Annotated in this window: 1 protein-coding gene; it reads right to left on the bottom strand. The window is 67.6% G+C overall.

Annotation, left to right across the window (positions count from 1 at the left end):
• Positions 1–1,099, bottom strand: a 1,099-nt coding sequence (rfbB, locus tag ACWDNU_RS46695) for a dTDP-glucose 4,6-dehydratase (RefSeq protein WP_449673561.1), incomplete at both ends; no start/stop codon positions are given.

Genomic DNA, 1,099 nt, shown 5'->3' with positions numbered 1-1,099 from the left:
CCACGTGATGGTGTCGGCGAGCCCGGCCCGGAAGTCCGCGTACCGCGGTGACCAGCCCAGTTCCTCGCGCAGCAGGCTCGCGTCGATGGCGTAGCGCTGGTCGTGGCCTGGGCGATCGGTCACGTGGTCGAAGTCGGTGGGTTCGCGATCGAAGGCCCGCAGGATGAGCTGGACGACGCTGAGATTGTCGAGCTCGCCGTCGGCACCGATGAGGTAGGTCTGCCCGGTCCGGCCGCGATCGAGAATGTCCCAGACCGCGCGATTGTGGTCGTCGACGTGGATCCAATCGCGCACCTGGTGACCGGCGCCGTAGAGCCGGGGCCGCACGCCGTCGATCAGATTGGTGATCTGGCGCGGGATGAATTTCTCGACGTGCTGATACGGCCCGTAATTGTTGGAGCAGTTCGACAGGGTCGCGCGGACGCCGAACGAGCGGGTCCAGGCGCGGACCAGCAGATCGCTGCCCGCTTTCGTCGCCGAATACGGGCTCGACGGGTTGTAGGCGGTGGATTCGGTGAAAGCCGGGTCGTCCGGGGTGAGATCGCCGTACACCTCGTCGGTGGAGACGTGGTGGTAGCGCACGTCGTGGCGGCGCACGGCCTGGAGCAGCGAGTAGGTGCCGACGATATTGGTCTGCACGAACGGCCACGGCTCGGCCAGCGAGTTGTCGTTGTGCGATTCGGCCGCGAAATGCACGACCGCGTCGACGCCGCTGACCAGATTGTCGACCAGGTCCAGATCGGCGATGTCGCCGTGCACGAATTCGATCCGGTCGGCGACCGAATCCAGCGACGCGCGGTTACCCGCGTAGGTGAGGGCGTCGAGGACGGTCACGTGCACATCCGGGCGCGTGGCCACGGTCTGCTGGACGAAATTCGCACCGATGAACCCGGCCCCGCCGGTTACGAGCACTCGCACCCGGCCAACGATACGTGCTCGCCGGCGCTCTTCAGGACAGGAGGTGGGCCGGAATGCGGCGAAGGAGATGTCGCCGTAGTCGACGAGGTAGGTGGACCGGCCGGTCGAGACCAGGTGGCGGGCCAGGCTCTGGTCCGGGCGCAGGTCGAAGCAGGTCGCGGGCGCGGCCAGCGGCGGCACC

This window comes from Amycolatopsis sp. NPDC003676, from assembly GCF_053587275.1.
The sequence above is the reverse complement of the archived record's forward strand: the minus strand, read 5'-3'. Positions and strand labels throughout refer to the sequence as shown.